Annotated in this window: 16 protein-coding genes; 10 read left to right on the forward strand and 6 right to left on the reverse strand. The window is 59.5% G+C overall.

What is annotated here, in order from left to right:
* Positions 1-2: 2 nt before the first annotated feature.
* Positions 3-1058: a sn-glycerol-3-phosphate import ATP-binding protein UgpC gene (locus KUV51_RS19195; protein ID WP_222523051.1), complete on the forward strand. Its 1056-nt coding sequence runs from the start codon at positions 3-5 to the stop codon at positions 1056-1058.
* Between the two features lie 72 nt (positions 1059-1130).
* Here KUV51_RS19195 and KUV51_RS19200 read toward each other — a convergent pair whose 3' ends face one another.
* Genes KUV51_RS19200 through KUV51_RS19220 form a run of 5 tightly spaced genes read right to left on the reverse strand, consistent with a single transcriptional unit; the run spans position 1131 to position 7052 of the window.
* On the reverse strand, positions 1131-2618 hold the full coding sequence (locus KUV51_RS19200; protein ID WP_222523052.1) for an AMP-binding protein: 1488 nt from the start codon (positions 2616-2618) through the stop codon (positions 1131-1133).
* Positions 2615-4015 carry an acylating sulfoacetaldehyde dehydrogenase gene (sauS, locus tag KUV51_RS19205; RefSeq protein WP_222523053.1) on the reverse strand — a complete coding sequence of 467 codons (1401 nt, stop codon included), beginning with the start codon at positions 4013-4015 and terminating at the stop codon, positions 2615-2617. Before sauS ends, KUV51_RS19200 begins: the two co-directional genes overlap by 4 nt.
* Before the next feature lie 57 nt (positions 4016-4072).
* Positions 4073-5041: a tripartite tricarboxylate transporter substrate binding protein gene (locus KUV51_RS19210; protein ID WP_222523054.1), complete on the reverse strand. Its 969-nt coding sequence runs from the start codon at positions 5039-5041 to the stop codon at positions 4073-4075.
* A 38-nt stretch (positions 5042-5079) separates the two neighbouring features.
* Complete coding sequence (locus tag KUV51_RS19215) at positions 5080-5544, reverse strand: tripartite tricarboxylate transporter TctB family protein (protein ID WP_222523055.1); 465 nt, start codon at positions 5542-5544, stop codon at positions 5080-5082.
* The gene (locus tag KUV51_RS19220; protein ID WP_410001086.1) at positions 5541-7052 is read right to left on the reverse strand and encodes a tripartite tricarboxylate transporter permease; all 1512 of its coding nucleotides are present in this window, start codon (positions 7050-7052) and stop codon (positions 5541-5543) included. Before KUV51_RS19220 ends, KUV51_RS19215 begins: the two co-directional genes overlap by 4 nt.
* 116 nt (positions 7053-7168) lie before the next feature.
* Between KUV51_RS19220 and KUV51_RS19225 the strand changes: the two genes are divergently transcribed.
* Entirely contained in the window at positions 7169-8206 is a 1038-nt protein-coding gene (locus KUV51_RS19225; RefSeq protein ID WP_222523057.1) for a substrate-binding domain-containing protein, read from the forward strand.
* A 77-nt stretch (positions 8207-8283) separates the two neighbouring features.
* Here the strand turns inward: KUV51_RS19225 and KUV51_RS19230 are convergent, their stop codons facing one another.
* Positions 8284-9156, reverse strand: a complete 873-nt coding sequence (locus KUV51_RS19230; RefSeq protein WP_222523058.1) for a MurR/RpiR family transcriptional regulator — start codon at positions 9154-9156, stop codon at positions 8284-8286.
* A gap of 118 nt (positions 9157-9274) precedes the next feature.
* On the opposite strand from KUV51_RS19230, the gene KUV51_RS19235 reads away from it, so the two are divergent.
* The 8 genes from KUV51_RS19235 to KUV51_RS19270 all read left to right on the forward strand — a co-directional run bounded on the left by KUV51_RS19235 (position 9275) and on the right by KUV51_RS19270 (position 18119).
* Positions 9275-10030: an N-formylglutamate amidohydrolase gene (locus KUV51_RS19235; protein WP_222523059.1), complete on the forward strand. Its 756-nt coding sequence runs from the start codon at positions 9275-9277 to the stop codon at positions 10028-10030.
* Positions 10027-10548 carry a TRAP transporter small permease subunit gene (locus KUV51_RS19240; protein ID WP_222523060.1) on the forward strand — a complete coding sequence of 174 codons (522 nt, stop codon included), beginning with the start codon at positions 10027-10029 and terminating at the stop codon, positions 10546-10548. Before KUV51_RS19235 ends, KUV51_RS19240 begins: the two co-directional genes overlap by 4 nt.
* Positions 10548-11873 (forward strand): TRAP transporter large permease subunit, encoded by a 1326-nt coding sequence (locus KUV51_RS19245; protein ID WP_222523061.1) that lies wholly within the window; start codon positions 10548-10550, stop codon positions 11871-11873. The genes KUV51_RS19240 and KUV51_RS19245 overlap by 1 nt, the downstream gene beginning before the upstream one ends.
* 63 nt (positions 11874-11936) lie before the next feature.
* Positions 11937-12974, forward strand: coding sequence for a TRAP transporter substrate-binding protein (locus KUV51_RS19250; protein WP_222523062.1), 1038 nt, complete (start codon positions 11937-11939; stop codon positions 12972-12974).
* Positions 12975-13035: 61 nt separating this feature from the next.
* The gene (locus KUV51_RS19255) at positions 13036-14409 is read left to right on the forward strand and encodes a glutamine synthetase family protein (protein WP_222523063.1); all 1374 of its coding nucleotides are present in this window, start codon (positions 13036-13038) and stop codon (positions 14407-14409) included.
* Between the two features lie 2 nt (positions 14410-14411).
* On the forward strand, positions 14412-15779 hold the full coding sequence (locus tag KUV51_RS19260; protein WP_222523064.1) for an aldehyde dehydrogenase family protein: 1368 nt from the start codon (positions 14412-14414) through the stop codon (positions 15777-15779).
* A gap of 5 nt (positions 15780-15784) precedes the next feature.
* Positions 15785-16930 (forward strand): iron-containing alcohol dehydrogenase, encoded by a 1146-nt coding sequence (locus KUV51_RS19265; RefSeq protein WP_222523065.1) that lies wholly within the window; start codon positions 15785-15787, stop codon positions 16928-16930.
* 127 nt (positions 16931-17057) lie between these two features.
* Positions 17058-18119: an extracellular solute-binding protein gene (locus KUV51_RS19270; RefSeq protein WP_222523066.1), complete on the forward strand. Its 1062-nt coding sequence runs from the start codon at positions 17058-17060 to the stop codon at positions 18117-18119.
* Positions 18120-18190 lie beyond the last annotated feature (71 nt).

Here is an 18190-nt window from a genome sequence, read left to right on the forward strand (position 1 = left end):
CCATGGCGACCGTTACCCTTCAGAACGTCAAGAAGAGCTTTGGCACGACGGATGTGATCCACGGCATCGATACCGAGATTGCCGATGGAGAGTTCATTGTGATCGTTGGGCCATCAGGCTGTGGAAAGTCGACCCTTTTGCGCATGGTCGCCGGACTTGAGACGGTGACCGCAGGCGATGTGCTGATCGGTGGAGAAAGGGCCAACGACAAGGAGCCGATGGATCGAGACATCGCGATGGTGTTTCAGAACTACGCTCTTTATCCGCACATGTCGGTGCGTCAGAATATGGGATACGGGCTGAAGATCGCGGGTCTGCCAAAGGCCGAGATTGAAGCCAAGGTACAAAACGCCGCTAAGCTGCTGCAACTTGAAGCTCTGCTGGACCGCAAACCGCGAGAGTTGTCAGGCGGGCAGCGTCAGCGCGTTGCAATGGGTCGCGCCATTGTGCGCGAGCCTGCTGTCTTTCTGTTCGATGAACCGTTGTCGAACCTTGATGCGAAATTGCGGGTGCAGATGCGCCTTGAGATCCGCGAGCTTCAGGACAAGCTGGGCATAACCTCGCTTTACGTGACCCATGACCAGGTCGAAGCGATGACCATGGCGGACCGCATGATTGTGATGAACGGTGGGGTGGCTGAACAGATCGGGACGCCGCTGGAGGTCTACGAGACACCCAGTACGCTCTTTGCGGCGCAATTCATCGGCAGTCCCGCGATGAACGTGTTCGATGCACAGGTGAGCGCAGGCGCGATCAAGATCGGGGATGCGGTGATCGGACCTGCCACATACGGTGACGGTGCGGTCAAACTTGGGATCCGGCCCGAACACATGGTGCCTGATGATCAGGGCCCATTGTTCACCTTGATTCAAATGTCCGAGCCGTTGGGCGCCAATACGCTACTGCACGGACGTTTGGAGGCTTGCGACGAAGCGATCACAATCAGTTTGGCCGGGGTGCATCCGGTTGAGGGTAGGGCGGTTCCCATGCGGTTTTCGGTGGATCCTGCGAACATACATCTCTTCGACGCTACCTCTGGCCGTCGGCTGACTGCGTAGGTCCTCAGCGTTTACGCAGCAGCTTCGATAAACTTCCTAGAACAATGGAGACTGACTGCAGGTCGCAAATAACTAGGTCAACTCAGCCAGCTTCAGTCGCTGGATTTTACCCGATGGCCCTTTGGGCAATTCGTCCAGAAAATGGATGCTGTCCGGGGATTTGAACGCGCCAAGCCGTTGGTGGCATAACTCGATCAGCGCGGCTTCGGATACATTTGACCCTGGCTTGACGCAGACAGCTGCTTCGACCCGTTCGCCATAGCTTGTGCAGGGCCGGGCAAAGGCGGCCGCCTCTATGATATCCGGCTCTGAATACAGCACCTCGTCAATCTCACGCGGCGCGATGTTCTCGCCGCCCTTGATGATCAGCTCCTTCAGCCGCCCGGTGACAAAGACATAGCCGTCCTCGTCGATATGCCCCAAATCCCCGGTGCGTAGCCAGTCACCGGCAAGAGTCTTCGCCGTGGTCTCTGGGTTGTGCAGATACTCGACCATCACATTTGGCCCGCGAATGGCGATCTCCCCCTCCTGCATCGGCGGGGCATCGGTCAGATCAGCGGTCAGAATGCGCACTTCGTTGCCATAGGCCATACCGGGCGAGCCAATCTTGCGCTTGCCCGGCGGCAGCGGGTTCGACAGGATTTGTGCCGCTGTCTCGGTCAGCCCCATCGTCTCGATGATCGGAACCTCGAACCGTTCCTCAAACGCCGCTTGCGTCTCCACCGCCAACGCTGAGGACGCCGACCGGCCGAACCGCAACCGCGCTGATAGCGCCGAACTGGGGTCCGCCTGGCCATGCAGCAGATGGCTGATGATCGTCGGCACCACGGAAAACCAGGTTACCTCACCCCGTTCCGCCTGATCCCAGAACTTGCCCGCAGAAAAGCGGGCCGTCATCGCCAACGACCCGCCGGACACGAGCGACCCCATCAGCGTTACGCACAACCCGTTGATGTGGTAGATCGGCAAGACGCAAAAGCCGCGATCCTTCGCCGTCAACTCATGCGCAATCGCCGTTGTCCACCCCCCCGCCAGCAGACTCGCATGGGTATGTACCACCCCCTTGGGTCGCCCGGTCGTACCTGATGTGTACATCAGCAGCGCATGATGCGTCGGATCGACGTCAGGCAACTCGGCCCTTTGCCGCAACATCCTCGGCTCAAGAATACTCAACCGCTCCGGCGCGATGCGCGCAATCGTCTCCCGCTGCCCTTCATGCACAAACGCAAACCGCGCGCCACTGTGATCCAGCGCATAGCCAATCCCATCCGCCCCCGCCGCCAGGTTGATCATCGTGGCCCGAAACCCGCCATACAGAGCGGCATACAACGCCACGACCCCGTCCCACCCGTTGGGATGCACGATGGCGACACTCTCGCCCCGCGCCACGCCCAGACCGGCCAGCCCGCAGGCCGCCGCCCGCGCCTCATCCCGCAGAGCGGGCCACTCCAGCACCTCCCCCGTCTCGGGAAAGACAATAGCCACACCCCCAGCTTCGGCCCGGGCATCCAGCCAGTCCCGCACCGTCCCGTCCGGAGGCCTTTCCCGGTCAAAGATCATTTCCCGACCGCGCCCCAGTACTCGGCAAAGATCTCGTCCACTGACGGCTCATCCGACGGGATCTCCCGCACGATCTTGGTGGTTTGCAGGAAGTGCCGCCAATGCAGGTTGGTATCGATGGAATTGCCGCCCCACGCGCCACACCCCATGGACAGCGAAAACGGCATCCCGTTTGTGAACGACCCGCCAGTCGCGAAAGTATGCGCCTGGTTCACAATCACGCGGCTCGTTGGAACGGCCCGCGCCAGGACCAGGGCACGCCTGTCCACAGAGGTATGAAGACCCACCGAGTGTCCCGCCCCCTGATGCAGCTGGATCTCTGTCGTGATGCGCACCGCATCGTCAAAATCCCGCGCCCGGTAGACGCTCAGCACCCGGCTCAGCTTTTCGCCCGACAAGGGATGATCCGGCCCAATGCCACGGGTCTCGACGGCCAGATAGGACGTGCCCGCAGGCACCTCGCCTACCAGACCCAACGTCTCGATCATGGCACCGGCATCCTGCGCGATGGCACGGGGGTTCAAATGGCCCTTCACCCACAGACGCTCCACCACCAGCGCCTCATCCGTGATCAGCGCACCGCCCGTCCGCGCCATCTCGGCGACAAAGGCATCGTACACAGCATCCACCACGACAACCGCATTCTCCGACGAACAGGAGGTCGCATTGTCAAACGTCTTGGACGCCGCAATCTTGTCGGCGGCGGCGGCCAGATCGGCGGTCTCGTCCACGATCACCGCCACATTCCCCGCCCCCACAGCCAAGGCAGGCGTGCCCGAGGTATAAGCGCGCCGCACATTGTTCTGACTGCCCGTGACAACGATCAGATCGGCCGCTTCCAACAGCCGCTGCGTGCTCTCCTTCGACCCGCGACCGGGGATCATCTGCACCAGATCGAGGTCGATCCCCAGCTTGTCGAACTCCGCATGGACATAGCCCAACAGCGCCTCGCAGGTCGGCACCCCCTTGGGTGACGGGGACAGCACGATGGCATTGCCGCACTTCAAAGCGTTGATGATGTTGTTGGCGGGTGTCGCACCGGGATTGGTCGACGGCACGACAGCACCAATCACACCCATGGGCCGCGCCACCTCGGTGATGCCGGTGGCTGGATCGTCACTGATGACACCATGGGTGCGCACTCCCTTGATGTCGCGCATCAACCCCAATGTCTTACGATGGTTTTTGATGATTTTGTCAGGCACATTGCCCAGCCCCGTCGTCTCGACGGCCAGCTCCGCCAGATGCCGGTTTCGGGTGGGTTCCATGATTGCCCAGGCCGCCGCCTCTGCCGCGCGATCATAGCGCTCTTGCGATCCCTCCCGCTCAAACGCGGCCTGCGCTGCTCGCGCGCCCGCCACAAGGGCATCTACCTCGGCAATCACTTCATCGGACATCTCGGGCTTCCTGACATGGGGACGCAGCGCCCAACAAAGGGCGCTGCAAAGGTCTCTCTACAGCCCCGCAAGCAGCGCTTCGAGGGTCTTTTGACGCGCCGCCCACATCGCAAGCACCTCGTCGCGGGTCATGATGTGCATGGGCGAGCCACCGGCCTCCATACGCTTTTGCACACGGGCGTTTTCAAACATGGTCGGCACCACCTCGGCCAGACGGTCGATGACGCCCTGCGGCGTGCCCTTCGGCACCATCACACCGCGGAAGTTCACGGACGCATTGTCGATGTCAAACCCCTGCTCCTTCATCGTGGGCACATCAGGCAAGAACGCATTGCGCTCCAGGTCAAAAACGCCAAGGATCTTCACGTTGCCCGCCGCCTGCGCGCGGAACGCATCGGACAGGTTGTTGACCCCGCCCAGCACTTCTCCGGCAATCACGGCACGCATGGCCCCGGCCCCGCCCGCATTGTTGGGGATATAGGCCAGTTTCACACCCGCCGCCTTCTCAAGCTGCAAGGCGGCAATGTGATGCCCCACAAACAGCCCCGCGCCCGAGAATGTCAGCCCGCCCGGGTTCTCCTTGGCATAGGCAACAACATCCGCCATCGAGTTGAAGTCGCTGTCGGCCCCCACGACAAAGACCGCAGGGTCCGCGCCCCAGTTCGCAATGGGCTCAAAATCATCGGTGGAGTACGAAACCCCACCCTCAATCGACTGCGCAATGAAGTGCGGCACGTTATAGGCACCCAGCGTATAGCCATCGGCCTCCGCCTCCGTCGCAAACCAGTTCCAGCCGACGCGACCGCCCGCACCGGGGCGGTTCAGGATGGCGATGGGCATCCCCAGCGCATCCTCGTTCCCAGCGGTCATGGTCACGATGCGCGCCTGAAAGTCGGTCGCACCCCCGGCCCCATAGCTGACCATCATCATGATGGGCCGTTCGGGGTAACTCGCGTGCCCGTCAGCCAGCGCCGGTCCCGTCATCGCGGCGAGGGCAAGTGCCGCCCCTGCAATCCAGTGTTTCATAGTATCCTCCCTAGGGTTAACTCTGCCGCTTCTGCGGTTCAGAATAAGATTTCACGTGGTGTGAAGACGTTGAGCAGCTGGGCAAACAGCCCGTACATGACCAGCATGAAGCCCGCCGTGATGGCGATGCGCTTGGCCCATGTTTTCAGCTGCCTGTGCGGTGCCGGATCGTACAGCGACACCAGAATGAAAAACGCGATGGTGGTCGCGGTGTAGAACCCCAGCGCCTTGGCCGCCCAGAACACATAGACCAGCGTCACCACCAGCCCCGGCGCCATGCGCAGCATCGCCTCTCCGCTGATCCCGTTGCCCACCTTGGTGCGGCCCAGCACAGCTTTAACGAACGTCCAGATCGCCAGCACCGCAAAGACCGAAGAAATCAGGCGCGGAAAAACATACGCGTCCGCAGGTTCCTGCGTATAGCTGATATAGGCGATGGTCACGCCCACCGCAGCGATCAGGCCAGATGCAACGATATGCTGGCTGCGCGGCAGGCTCGTCATGACATCGCCTCCTCTTTGGCGACGGCGTCATCCTTCGTGGTGTAGCGGCGCTGCGCCACCTCCATCCAGACCGAGTAGCTGACCGACGCCAGCACGATCAGGATCAGCAGCCAGTTCAGCCAGCCGGTGAAGAAATAGCTGCCCATGCCCACCGTCGCGTTGGCGATCATCGACCCTTGGATAAAATTCGCCTCGGCAATCGGGCCCAGGATCAGGCCCAGCACCAGCGGCGCCGCGGAAAAGCCGAAGCGCTCCAAGAAATACATCCCTACCCCAAGGCTCGCCATGACATAGACGTCGCCCATCGAGTTTTGGACCGAATAGCTGCCAAAGACGGCCAACCCTAGCACAACAGCCGCCATCACCGCATGGGGCACCCGTGCCACCCGCGCCGCCAGCCCCGCGATATACAGGCCAAAGATACACATCAGGATCTGACCGATCAGCATCGAGTCAATGAACGTCCACGCCACCTGCGGATAGTTCATGAACAGGTCCGGCCCGGGGAAGATCCCGTGGATCAACAACCCACCCAGCAGCACCGCCGCCGTGGGCGACCCGGGTATCGACAGTGTGAGCAGCGGCACCAGCGACGGCCCCACCATCGCATTGTTGGCGCTCTCGGCGGCGATCACCCCCTCGCTGTGCCCGGTGCCAAACTTCTCACTCTCCCGGCTGAACTTCTTGGACTGGTCGTAGGCGACAAGCCCCGCAATCTGCCCGCCCACCCCGGGGATCAGCCCAATGATCGACCCGGTGATGGTACCAATCGTCAGCGCCGTCTTACGCCGCAACACCTCGACAAAAGCCAGCCGAATGGGATGCCGCTTCACGCTGATGATCTCCGCATCATCACTCGACCGCCCCTTCGTAAACATCGTGATCACCTGCGGAATGGCAAAGAGGCCAATCAACGCCGGAATGACATTGATCCCCCCGCTCACCGACGGGTGAAAGATAAACCGCTGCGCGCCCATGATGTCGTCAAAGCCGATGGTCGCCAGCCACAGCCCGATACAGCCCGCCAAAAGCCCCTTCACCACCGAACTGGAATCGAGCGTCCCGATCACCGTCACCCCCAAAATCGCCAACCAGAACAGATGCGACGGCCCAAAGGCCAGCGCCCACTGCGCCAGCACGGGCGTCAGAAAGATCAACAGGAACACCCCGAACAGCCCACCGACGGCGGACGCCAGAAACGAAAGCTGCAACGCCTTCGCCCCCTCGCCCTTCGTCGCCATCGTGTGCCCATCCAGCGTCGTGGCAATGTTTGCAGGCGCCCCCGGGATCTTCAGCAGGATCGCACTCACCGCACCTCCCGCCACAGTCGAGGTATAGGCCGCCCCGAGCAGGATCAGCCCCTGCTGCGGCTCCAACTGGAACGTAAACGGAATGAGCAGCGCCACCGCCATCGTCGGCGACAACCCCGGCGTCGCGCCCAGGATCAGACCGCCAATCGTGCCCAGCAGCAGCAACCCGAAATTGATCGGCGTGAACACATCGCCCATGTAAAACAGGAAATCCAAACCGCCCAATTCCTCCCAGCTCAGGCTTGACCGACTACGCTAAGCGATGAAAATAGTTTTGCAAATGTTTTCATAAATCCGCGTGCTGAGTCGCTCAAATGACTGGTAAATCGAAGAAAAAGGTCGACATCGTCACAGTTGCCAAAGCCGCTGGTGTCTCCGCCTCAACCGTCTCGCGTTATTTCAACCATCCCGACCTGCTCAAGCCAGCAACGCGCAAACGGATCGACACCGCGGTGCGCAAAACGGGCTACATCCGCAACCGCGCAGCCCAGACCATCCACGGCATCCGCTCGGGCACCATCGGCGTCCTGATCCCCACGCTCGACCACGCCATCTTTGCCGAGGTCGTGCAGGCATTCTCCGACACCGTCGCCGACGCAGGCTTCACCATCCTGCTCGCCTCCCACGGCTACGACCTGCAGCGCGAATACGCGATCCTGCGCAAGTTCCTCGAACACCGGGTCGACGGCGTGGTGCTCACAGGCCTCGACCATGACGACGCCGTCTTCCAACTCCTCGACCAGCAACAGATCCCTTGCGTATTGATGTGGAACTACGCTGCGGGGTCCCGCTATCCGTCCATCGGAGCGGATAACGAACTGGCAGGGCGCATGATTGCCGAACACATCCTGTCGCTTGGCCACCGCCGCATCGCGTGCATGTTCCCGCCCACGCAGGGCAACGACCGCGCACAGGCGCGGCGCGGCATTGTCCTGCACACGCTGGCGCAGGCGGGTGTCACGGTTCCCGATGCGTGGTCACTGACCACCGTTTACAGCATTTCGGAATCGAAGAAAGACGCACAGATTTTGCTCTCCGCCCCTGAACGACCCACGGCGCTGATTTGCGGAAACGATGTACTCGCCTCTGGCGCGCTTTATGGCGCCAATGCCGCAGGCCTATCGGTGCCAAGCGAAATCTCGATTGTCGGGATCGGCGATTTCAAGGGATCCTCAGAAATCGAACCTTCCCTGACGACCGTGCGCCTGCCCGCAAGACGGATCGGACAAGAGGCGGGCAGGGCGCTCTGTGCCGCGATCACCCAGCCTGACACAGGACGTGGGCAAAGCCTGCACTGCGCGCCTGTCCTGATGCACAGACATTCGGCGCGTGCGGTATCAAATGCGCTGTAACTGGCAATCAAGCGATGAATCCAAGCGTCGATCTGAACCAGGGAGCCCACCCCTTCCGAGCGACACTTCTGCGTTCGTCAGGTGAATTTTCTAAAGAGCTTGGTCTTATCAAAAATGTCTTCCAGTTCCTGCATCCTGCTTTTTGTCTTTTCCCAGTTCACAGTTTGGACAGTGGAGATCATGCTCTCGGCCAATAGCATTATGGCTGTCGCACTGTCCCAGGCGGAAGGTACAATGATCTGGCTGGAGAGGCTGACATCCGCCATGCGGTGCACGGGTGATCGCCACTGGTCAGTGAAAAGCACGATCTTGGCGTCACGGGCAAAAGCCAGCTCGGCCAGTTTGAGAGTGTTGTTCTCGTACCGTCGCACGTCGAAAATTACGAACACGTCGCCTTTGTTCGCGTTCAGCAGGTAGTGTGGCCATGTGTTGGAGGTCGATTGAACATGCGTCACATGCGGGCGGATGACCTGCAAGTGCATAAACAGATATTCCGCCAAAGTATGGGTGATGCGCCCACCGACGACAAAGACATGACGTTTCGGATCAGCGACCAGCGAACAGGCAGAATCAAATGCGACGGGGTCGATATGCGCCATGGTATTGCGAATATTGTCGATGACCGCGTCGGTGAAACGGTTGAGCACATGTTCCGACGGAGCGGCCCCGGCCCATGTCTCGTGTTTGGCGATTGGGCCCTTGGCGATGGCCCCCAGTTCTTCGCGCAGGTCCGCCTGAAATTCAGGATACCCTTTGTAACCCAGTTTCTGCACCATGCGTGCCACTGTCGGCACTGAGACGTTCGCGCCCTTTGCCAATGCCGTCAGCGGCCCGAGACCGGATGCCGGATAGTTTTCGAGGATCGACAGAGCCAGTTGACGCTCGGCGCGCGTCAGATCGTCCAGCTTGGCCTGGATGCGATCAGAAATCGTCTGCTTTGCATCGGTCATTTGCGATGTCTCTTCATTGTGCAAAAAATTAACAGATGAGCCAGAGCTGTTATGAATTTTTCACAATTCTGTTGACAGAAATCCCGCTTGGCAAGACCTTTCCCGGGTGGGACCTGCGATGAATCACCTGAACCAGCCTTGGGATGACACCATTGTCGATGTGCGCGCCAACCGCGCGTCTTCGCAGGTTGTGCTGGTGTGCGAACACGCAAGTCCGTACATTCCTGAGCGCTTCAAGAACCTTGGCTTGCCGGATGATGCGCTACGCAGCCATGTCGCGTGGGACCCTGGCGCGCTTGCCTTGGCCGAACGCATGGCAGAGCATCTTGGCGCCGCGCTGCTTGCCGCCAAGACCTCGCGACTGGTGTATGATTGCAATCGACCGCCCGAAGCGCAGGATGCGATGCCTGAACGCAGCGAGGTGGTGGATGTGCCGGGAAATTTTGGGTTGAGCTCGCTACAGAAAGCCGAGCGGGTCGAGACCTACTACAAGCCGTTTCGTGCGGCGGTTTCCCATGTCATTTCCCGTCTTGAAGCACCTGTCCTTGTGACTGTGCACAGTTTTACACCGATCTATCACGATGCGCGTCGTGATGTTGAAATCGGTGTTTTGCATGACCGTGACGCGCGTTTGGCGGATGCGCTTTTATCATGTGTCGATGGACAATATGTCGTGCGCCGCAATGAACCGTATGGCCCTGACGATGGTGTTACGCACACGTTGAAAGAACATGCGCTGCCCGGCGGTCATTTGAATGTCATGCTCGAGGTCCGAAATGATCTCATCGCGGACCAGGCCGGGCAGTCCGGGATGGCAGATCTGTTGTCCGGCTGGCTCAAGCGCGCCCTTGTGCGTGTGGGAGTGACTGCATGACGGGCTTTGCGTTGCAGTACATCAAGTGGGTCGATGCGATGAACTACCGCATCGGGCGTATCGTGATGTACGGCATCTTTGTGATGATGGCGATCCTGCTGTGGTCGTCTGTCAGCAAGACCTTTTTTGTGCCATCGCTGTGGACGCTTGAAATGGCCCAGTTTGCGATGGTGGCGTACTACATGCTCGGCGGGCCCTACTCTATCCAGATGGGATCGAACGTGCGGATGGACCTGCTTTATGGCGAGTGGAGCGATCATCGCAAGGCGCAGGTTGATGCGATGACCGTCCTGTTCCTGATCGTCTATCTTGTCTTCCTCCTCTGGGGCGGGTGGGAGAGTTTTCAGTACTCGATCAGTTATGGGGGCGAACGTAGCTCGTCCGTTTGGCGCCCGTATCTGTGGCCGATCAAGGCGATCATGCTGGTCGGCATATTCCTGATGCTGTTGCAGGCGATTTCCGAGTTCTTCAAGGACATCTTGAGGATCAAGGGGCATGACATGGGGGCCAAGGTCTGATGTCCTACGAGGTCATCGCAATCCTCATGTTCTCGTCCATGATGCTGATGCTTCTGACGGGCCAGCGCGTGTTCGGGGCCATCGGCTTTGTGGCCGTGGTCGCCGCGTTTTTCCTGTGGGGGGATCGGGGCGGATACGACCTTGGGTTTGCGGCGGCGATCAAGCTGATGAAATGGTATCCGCTGCTGACGCTGCCGATGTTCATTTTCATGGGCTACATCCTGTCGGAATCCAAGATTGCCGATGATCTCTATCGGATGTTCCACGTCTGGATGGGCGGCCTGTCCGGTGGGTTGGCGGTGGGCACCATTGGGTTGATGGTGCTGATTTCGGCCATGAACGGTTTGTCGGTGGCGGGCATGGCCATTGGCGCCACGATTGCGCTGCCAGAGCTTCTGAGGCGGGGTTACGACAAGCGTATGGTGACGGGAGTGATCCAGGCGGGCTCGTCCCTTGGTATTCTTGTGCCGCCATCGGTCGTGCTGGTGCTATATGCGATGATCGCGCGGCAGCCGGTGGGGCAGTTGTGGCTGGCGGGCGTGCTGCCGGGACTAATGATGGCCGCGATGTTTATCATCTACATCGTGATCCGCTGCCGCCTGAACCCGGCGCTTGGTCCAGTTCTGCCAGCCGAGGATCGCGCAATACCCATGGGCGAGAAGATACGGCTGCTCGGCGCAGGCCTGCTGCCGTTGTTCATCTTCTTTGCGATGATGGTGCCCTTCGTCAACGGCTGGACCTCGCTTGTGGAAAGCTCCGCCATCGGGGCCATCGCGGCATTCGTCGCGGCGGTCGCCAAAGGTCGGATGACCCGTGAGGTGTTCGAGACATCGGTGCGCAAGACACTGGGCATTTCCTGCATGTTCATGTGGATTATCCTTGCTGCGCTCGCCTTCGGCGCCGTGTTTGACGGCCTGGGTGCGGTCAAGGCCATCGAGAGCCTGTTTACGGAAAAGCTGGGCCTCAGCCCCTGGATGATCCTGATCCTGATGCAGCTCAGCTTTATTGTCATGGGCACGTTTCTGGATGACACCGCGATGCTGGTGATCGTCGCGCCGCTCTATGTCCCGCTGGTCGGTGCGCTTGGCTTCGATCTGATCTGGTACGGCGTGCTTTATACGATCACCACGCAGATCGCCTACATGACGCCGCCCTTCGGCTACAACCTGTTCCTTATGCGCGCCATGGCGCCGCCTGAGATCACGTTGCGCGACATATATTCGTCGATCCTGCCCTTCGTCTTGGTGATGGCCATCGCGTTGGGCACGATCATGGCCTTTCCTGGAATCGCGCTTTGGTTGCCGGGATATGTGTATGGAAATTAACCACAAAAGAGATCTCGTATCCCGAGGCATATTGAGAAGAGCACCAACAGAGAGGACATTCCAATGACAACAAGACGCAAGTTCCTATCATCCGCCGGTATTGGCGCCGCCGCCACGCTCGCGACCCCTTCCATCGTCAAAGCTCAATCGGCGATCAAATGGCGGTTTCAGACCTACGCGGGCAGTGCACTGGGTGAGCATGTGACCAAGCCGGTCATCGACTATATCAACGCAAATGCCAACGGCGAGCTTGAGGTCGAGCTGTTCTATGCTGACCAGATCGTGCCAACCGGCGAGCTGTTCCAGGCCCTACAACGGGGGACAATTGACGGTGTGCATTCGGATGACGACTCCATGGCGTCGCCCACACCGCTGCGTCAGTTCGGCGGGTACTTCCCCTTTGCGACCAAGCACATTCTCGACGTGCCGGTGCTGTTCAACCAATATGGGCTGAAAGAAATATGGGAAGAGGAATATGCCAAGGTTGGCGTGAAATGGCTGTCCGCTGCGGGGCAAGATCCCTGCAATTTCAACACCAAGAAAGAGATTACTTCGGTTGCTGATCTGGATGGTCTCAAACTTTACACCTTCCCGACCGCGGGCCGCTTCCTGGCCAAGTTCGGCGTGGTGCCAGTGAATATTCCTTACGAGGATGCCGAAGTTGCTGTTCAAACCGGCGAACTGGACGGCATGGCATGGTCCGGCATTACCGAGGACTACACGGTCGGCTGGGCCGATGTGACCGACTACTTCCTGACCAACAACATCTCGGGCGCATGGATCGGGTCGTGGTTCGTGAACGAGGAGCGGTGGGCCGATCTGCCCGATCACCTGAAATCGGTCGTGATGGCCGCGACCGAGGCGGGCCACACCTATCGCAACCAGTGGTACTGGGGTGGTGAGGCCGCGCTGCGTGCCAATGGTGACAAGCTGGCGCTGCGCTCTGTTCCTGCGGGTGAGTGGGCCGAGGTCGAGAATGCCGCCAAGGAGTTCTGGGAAGAGGTCGCGCAGGAAGGTGAAGTGCATCAGAAGATCGTCAACATCTTCAAGGAGTACAACAGCGTCATCAACCAGGCCGGCGTGCCGTACAACTTCGAATAGGCGCAAGGGAAAAAACGAAAGGCGCCCCCTTTTTCGTGGGGGCGCTTTACTGGACGGAAGGATGGGGCCCGTGGCGGCAAATTTGACTTTTGATGCTTTGAAAGATGCCGTGACGGCGCGTGAGATAGATACTGTTCTTGTCTGTTTTGTCGATATGCAGGGCCGGTTGATGGGCAAGCGGTTCCATGCGGTGAACTTTGTCGAAACCTCGTTTGAGGAGACGCACTGCTGCAACTACCTGCTGGCGACCGATCTCGAAATGGCGACTCCACCTGGTTATAAAGCGTCGAGTTGGGAAGCGGGATATGGTGACTATATCATGGCGCCTGATCTTTCGACCCTGCGTCGTGTGCCGTGGTTGGATGGCACCGCGATGGTGTTGTGCGATGTCTTGGACCATCACACCCATGCCCCTGTCCCACATTCGCCCCGAGCAATGTTGAAGGCACAGATCGCCCGTCTGAAAGCCCTTGGCTATGATGCGATGATGGCGACGGAGTTGGAGTTTTTCCTGTTCGAGAAAAGCTTTGACGAGATCCGCAAAGAGGGGTTTCGCGATCTCGCCCCGATCAGCGGCTACAACGAAGATTACCATATCCTCCAGACGACGAAGGAGGAACATGTGATGCGCCCCATCCGCAATCATCTGTTTGACGCGGGCATTCCCGTTGAGAATACGAAAGGGGAGGCGGAGACCGGGCAGGAAGAGTTGAACATCCGCTATGCCCCTGCTCTGGACTGTGCGGACCATCACAGCATTGCCAAGAATGCGATCAAGGAGATTGCCGGGCAGCAAGGCCATGCCGCCAGCTTCCTGCCCAAGTGGCACCATGACCGGATCGGCAGCTCAAGCCACGTGCACCAGTCGCTTTGGCAAGATGGTGAACCCGCGTTCTATGACGCCGACGCCCCGCTGGGCATGTCGGAGGTGATGCAGCATTACATGGCGGGTCTGATCGCCTATGCGCCGGATTACACATTCTTTCTTGCGCCCTACATCAACAGCTACAAGCGCTTTGCCAAGGGCACCTTTGCGCCGACCAAGACGGTCTGGTCGGTTGACAACCGGACCGCCGGTTTCCGCCTGTGTGGCGACGGGACCAAGGGCGTTCGGGTTGAGTGCCGGATCGGTGGGTCCGATCTGAATCCTTATCTGGCGCTGGCAGCGATGCTGGCCGCCGGGATCAAGGGGATCGAGGACAAGATGCCGTTGGCTCCGGCGACGACGGGTGATGTCTACGACGATGCGCAGGCTGTGGAGATTCCGCGCACCTTGCATGCGGCAACCGAAACACTGCGCGGTTCTATCCTGCTGCGTACGGCTTTTGGCGACGATGTGGTCGATCACTACGTGCGGGCCGCCGAGTGGGAGCAGGAAGAGTTCGACCGTGTGGTCACCGATTGGGAAGTCGCGCGCGGCTTTGAAAGGGCCTGATTATGATCCGCTGTATCTCTCCCATTGACGGGTCTGTCGTTGCCGAACGTCCCACGTTGTCAGCGGCCCAAGCACATGCTGCCGTCGCGCGAGCGCGGGCTGCGCAGGCCGACTGGGCTGCGCGCCCGTTGGAAGACCGCATCGCGCTGGTGCAGGCCGGTGTTGCGAATATCGGTACGATGAATGAAGATATCGTGCCTGCATTGGCGCGCCAGATGGGGCGCCCCATCCGCTATGGCGGCGAGTTCGGCGGTTTTAGCGAACGCGCGACGTATATGGCCGGTATCGCGCCCGAGGCGCTTGCCGATATCGAGATCGAAGACAGCCCGGCCTTTCGACGGGTGATCAAGCGCGTGCCTCATGGCCTTGTTCTGGTCGTGGCACCGTGGAACTACCCCTACATGACGGCTATCAATACGGTGGCGCCCGCCCTGATCGCAGGGAATGCGGTGATGCTGAAACATGCGAGCCAGACACCGCTGGTGGGTGAGCATCTGGCGACGGCCTTTCATGCCGCGGGGGTGCCCGCGGACGTCTTCCAGAACGTCTTTCTGGATCACCAGACGACATCGGATCTGATCGCGGCCAAATCCTTTGGTTTTGTCAATTTCACGGGATCGGTGGTTGGCGGGCAGGCCATTGAACGCGCGGCGGCTGGCACGTTTACCGGCATCGGGTTGGAACTGGGCGGGAAGGACCCCGGCTATGTCTGCGACGATGCCGACATTGATGCGGCGGCAGAGACTTTGATTGACGGGGCGATGTTCAACTCGGGGCAGTGCTGTTGCGGGATCGAGCGGATTTACGTGGCAGAGCAGCATTTCGACATCTTCGTCGCGAAAGCGGTCGAGATTGTCAGCGCCTACAAGCTCGGAAATCCGCTGGACGCAGAAACGACATTGGGTCCCATGGCACACAAGCGGTTTGCAGACACGGTGCGTGCGCAAACGGCCGAAGCAATTGAACAGGGCGCGACCGCGCATATCCCAGCATTTGCGGAGGACGATGGAGGTGCGTACCTGTCACCACAAATCCTGACCAACGTGACCCACGATATGCGCGTGATGCGCGAAGAGAGCTTTGGTCCGGTTGTGGGTATCATGCCTGTGAGGGACGACGCGCACGCGATTGAACTTGTGAATGACAGCGACTTTGGCCTGACCGCGTCCGTCTGGACGCGGGATGTGCAGCGTGCTGAAGCCATCGCTGATCAGATCGAAACGGGCACCGTTTTCATGAACCGCGCCGACTACCTTGATCCAGCGCTGTGCTGGACCGGGTGCAAAGACACGGGACGCGGGGGCGGGCTGTCGCTTATCGGCTATCACAACCTGACGCGTCCGAAATCCTATCACTTGAAGAAGGCCTGAGTGCTATGCCGCTGACCGCAAATTGGTCCTATCCCACTGCAATCCGTTTTGGCGCTGGACGCATCGCCGAAATTGCCGATGCCTGTGCGGCTGCGGGCATTTCCAAGCCGCTACTGATCACCGATCGTGGCCTGGCTGACATGGAAATCACGACCAAAACGCTTGATCTGCTGGAGGCGGCGGGACTGGGGCGCGCGATCTTTGCGGATGTTGATCCGAACCCCAATGAAAAGAACGCTGACGCAGGCGTGCGCGCCTTCAAAGAGGGTGGACATGATGGTGTAGTTGCTTTCGGGGGCGGATCAGGCCTGGATCTCGGCAAGCTTGTCGCGTTTCTTGCGGGCCAGACCCGTCCGCTGTGGGACTTTGAGGATATCGGAGACTGGTGGACCCGCGCAGATGCGGATGCCATTGCGCCCATTGTTGCGGTGCCCACCACTGCGGGCACCGGATCGGAAGTAGGGCGGGCGAGCGTCATTACCAATTCGGAGACAGAAGAAAAGAAGATCATCTTTCACCCGAAGTTCCTGCCGACCGTGGTGATTTGTGACCCCGAGTTGACCGTCGGGATGCCCAAGCTCATCACGGCCGGCACCGGCCTTGATGCCTTTGCCCACTGCGTCGAGGCGTTTTCATCCCCGCACTACCATCCAATGTCGCAGGGCATGGCGCTGGAAGGAATGCGGTTGGTCAAGGACTACCTCCCGCGCGCCTATGATGATGGCGAAGACCTTGAGGCGCGCGCGCAGATGATGTCAGCGGCGGCGATGGGCGCGACCGCCTTTCAAAAAGGGCTGGGTGCAATCCACGCTCTGTCGCATCCCATCGGCGCGATCTACCACACGCATCACGGCACCACGAACGCGGTTTGTATGCCGGCCGTTTTGCAGTTCAACAGGTCAGCGATTGCAGACCGCTTTGACATGGCGACCGGGTATCTTGGCATTTCAGGCGGCTTTGACGGGTTCTGTGCATATGTTGATGATCTGAACCAGAGTATGGGCATTCCCAAAACGCTGACTGATCTTGGCATCGAAAAGCTGGATGTAGATCGGGTCGTTGAAGGCGCTTTGATCGATCCAAGCACTGGGGGAAACCCGATCGAGATGACGCGCAAGAACACACGGGAGCTTCTTTTGAATATTGTGTAGCGGTTGGACAGGACGCGCTTACCGCACACCATTCTAACCCGCATGGATTTAGGCAGGTTTGACTTAAAATTGTAACAAAATGCTGGCCTTAAAATGCCGGTGAACACATTGAACTGGGAGAAAGACCATGAAGAAAACAGTAGCTACATCGCTTTTTGTCGCGAGCGCGCTGACCGCGCCTGTTGCCAACGCGGATACCCTGCGATTGCTCACATGGGGCGGGTATGCGCCGGAAGAGGTGATTGCGAAATTCGAAGCCGAAACGGGTCACACGGTCGAGGTGACGACCTCGAACAACGAAGAAATGATCGCAAAGCTGCGTGCCACCAATGGCGGTGGGTTCGATCTGGCGCAACCCAGCCAGGACCGCATCACGAGCGCTCAGGAAGAGTTCGGGATCTACAAACCCATCGACATGTCACGGGTGAATGCAGATCTGTTCATTCCCTCCATGCTCGAGGCGACAGCGGGGAATACGACATTTGAAGGTGAGGTCTATGGCTTGCCGCATGTCTGGGGTACAAGTGGTCTGGTGGTGAACACGGCCATGGCAGGTGATGTGCAGGATTACACCGACCTGTGCGACGCGTCCGTGGCTGGCAAGGTGTCCTATCGCCTCAAACGTCCAACACTGATCGGGTTCGCCTACTCAATGGGTCTCGACCCCTTTGCCGCATACAGTGACACCGATGCGTACCAGGATATATTGGATCAGGTCCAAGCCAAGCTGACCGAGTGCAAACCCAATGTGAAAACCTATTGGGGCGGTGGTGACGAGATCAAGAACCTGCTGCGCTCGGGTGAGGTTGTCGCTTCGATGGCTTGGGATACTGGCGGCTGGCAGTTGAACGCCGACAATCCCGATATCACCTTTGTCGCGCCAAAGGCCGGTGCGTTGGGTTGGATCGACACATTTGTATTGCCTGCACGTGGGCGTGCGGATGACGCGGCATATGACTGGATCAACTTTGTCATGCGCCCTGACATCGCGGCGATGATCACCAACACGGCTGGCAACTTCACGGCCGCCGTCGACGGTGACGCGGGTGTCAGTGCCGATCTGAAGGCCCGTTATCAAGGCAGCTTCGATCAGGCCGCAATCGACAACATCAAGTGGTACCCGCCGGTTCCTGCCGGGCTTGAGACTCTGGAAGGTGCAACGCTGGATCGCATCAACGCAGCCAATTAAGGCGCGATCGACTATGCAAGGGGCGCCGTACGGTGTCCCTTTTCCACTTCGTGAGGGTGCATTTTGACCGA

Origin of the sequence: Tateyamaria omphalii (assembly GCF_019802125.1) — a bacterium.
GTDB classification, from domain to species: domain Bacteria; phylum Pseudomonadota; class Alphaproteobacteria; order Rhodobacterales; family Rhodobacteraceae; genus Tateyamaria; species Tateyamaria omphalii_B.